This is a genomic window from Streptomyces chiangmaiensis (assembly GCF_036281785.1).
Taxonomy (GTDB): domain Bacteria; phylum Actinomycetota; class Actinomycetes; order Streptomycetales; family Streptomycetaceae; genus Streptomyces; species Streptomyces chiangmaiensis.
Genome location: NZ_JAYWVC010000489.1, coordinates 1 through 2,161 on the forward strand (window position 1 = coordinate 1; position 2,161 = coordinate 2,161).

At 65.1% G+C, this 2,161-nt stretch carries 3 protein-coding genes; all 3 read right to left on the reverse strand.

Features of this window, described 5'->3' with window-relative positions:
- Positions 1-339: transposase family protein (locus VXC91_RS44785; RefSeq protein ID WP_329513078.1), on the reverse strand; the 339-nt coding region annotated here is incomplete at its 3' end.
- A gap of 112 nt (positions 340-451) precedes the next feature.
- Entirely contained in the window at positions 452-1,588 is a 1,137-nt protein-coding gene (locus VXC91_RS44790; protein WP_408057631.1) for a Fic family protein, read from the reverse strand.
- Positions 1,589-1,619: 31 nt separating this feature from the next.
- Complete coding sequence (locus tag VXC91_RS44795; protein WP_329513080.1) at positions 1,620-2,093, reverse strand: hypothetical protein; 474 nt, start codon at positions 2,091-2,093, stop codon at positions 1,620-1,622.
- Between the last annotated feature and the right edge of the window lie 68 nt (positions 2,094-2,161).

Sequence of the window (2,161 nt, forward strand, 5' to 3'; positions counted from 1 at the left end):
AGTGCGGCCGGGCGGGGCGGCCGATATCCACACCAGATGGCCCCGCTCGTCGGTCAGGGCAAGCACGTGCAGGCCGTGGCGGCGATGCTTGCCAGAGTAGTTCGGGCGGTTCGCTTTGCCGGTGCGGCGCTGGTTGGGGATGAGGGTGCCGTCGATCAGGACGACCTCCCCGCCCCGCTTGGCGATCTTCTTCAGGGCGCGGTCCAGACGCGGGGCCCTCGCGTCGAGCAGCGCGATCAGCTCGTCCCGCCAGCGGCGCACGGTGGTGGCAGAGATGTCGTTGCCGCCGGCCATGTCGGCCAGGCGCTGGTCGTGCCGGAGCACGGCCAGGACGATCACCGCGATCCTCCCGGGCGGCAACGCCCGCCACCGGGAGTGTATGGCCTTCAGATGGCGTCGCAGCAGGTCGGAGAGGCCTTGTGATCGACCATGGCCGAGGGAGGGCGTTATTTCAAGAAGCGGCGTAGGGGTCGATAAGGGTCATGGGGGTGCGGGCGATGTCCAATGCTCGCTGGGGAAAGCGGGCCCCGGTGGTGTAGTACCGGGCGCGGGTACGCCCGACAGGGCTGAGCACTTCGGCGGCGACGAGGTCGCGCAGATCGCGTTGGGCCTGTTGGAGGCTGAGGCCTTCGGCGTGTTCGTAACGGGAGCGGCGTACTCGTCCGGCCATGGCAACGTCGTGGAGGGCGGAGATGATGCGCTCGTCGAGGCCAGTTTGCTGGGTGAAGTCGGTGAGAGCTTCCCAGACGTTGCCTGCTCGGGTCAGGCGACCTTGCACGGTTTGAGCCTGCTGGTGGTAGGCGGTGAGATTGAAGTGGAGCCAGCTGGACACGTCCTGGTCGGGGAGGTAGTGGGCACCGCGGCTGGCAAGTTCCCGGTAGTACTCCCAGGTGTTGCCCGGCCGCCCCAGCCAGGCCTCGATGGAGGAGAACTCGGGGGCCAGGACTCCTTCCCGGGCGATTATCAGCGTTTGAAGCGAGCGGGACATCCGACCGTTGCCGTCGGCCCATGGGTGGATGGAGACCAGGTGGAGGTGTGCCATGGCCGCACGGACCAAGGTGTGGGTGGTGTCGCTGGCGTTGAGCCAGTCGACCAGCTCCTGCATGAGTGGAGGGACAGCCTCGGCATCGGGTGCGGTGTATGCGGCGATACTTGAGTCGCGGGCATCTGTGACGTAGACGGGGCCGCGGCGCCATTGCCCGGCGGGTTTGCGTGGATGGTGACGGTGGCCCTGGAGCATCCAATGCAGGGCGTTGAGAAAGCTCTTGCTATAAGTGAAGTCCGGGACGTCATGCAGCGTTTGAATGTAGGTCATCATGCGCTGGTAGGCGAGAGTCTCCTCTCGATTCTCGTCGGAGACCTCGACGTCGCGCTCACCCTCCATCAGGTCTTCCACATCGACTGTGGCGACCTTGAATCCTTCGATGGAGTTGGAAGCTGCCACGGCATCCGCCGTAAGGAACTTCCGCAGCCCTTGGGTCCACTTAGGTGTGGAGCTGACCTGGTGGCGCAGGGATGAGCGCATGCGGTCAATGTCTTCGAGTACCTGGTTGTCCTCGTCGGTAAGGGGAGGCGTGGGGTAAAGCATAAAGCAATGATATGGTGACGCAATCACCACGTCAAACGTGGGGCAGCACGCCGAGGACCGTGCTGCCGAGGGAGCCAACCGCGTGAGGGGCCTGGGTCCCGGCCAGTTCGACGGCCTTGGCGTGGTGGCGCATGGCCTCGTCGTGCAGACCGGCGCAGCCCGCGGCGAGCGCGAGATTCGCCAGCAGCACCACGCGCAGTCCCCCGTCGGTCTCCGTTTGAAGTTGACGATGAATCAGTTCCATGCTGTTGGTGTATCGCTTGGTGCGGAACACCGTGGCCCACCCCGTGTGGTCGCTGAGCTGGATCTGGTCAATCACCCGTTGGCCCTTGTCCCAGGTGCCGACGTAGCCGAGCTTGAAGTCCCTCCACTTCGTGGCGTCCAGAGCCGACAGCAGGGGATAGATGTCGGTGGCGCACTGCGCTGGTGAGGGCGGGCAGAACAGGAAGACGACGTGGTTGTCTCCCACGACCACGGTCGCGTCGATCACTCCCCAGTTGCCCATGTGGGCGTCGCCGTGAAACGAATTTGCCGCTCGGCGCCGCCATAACCGAGATCGAAGGGCTTTACTCG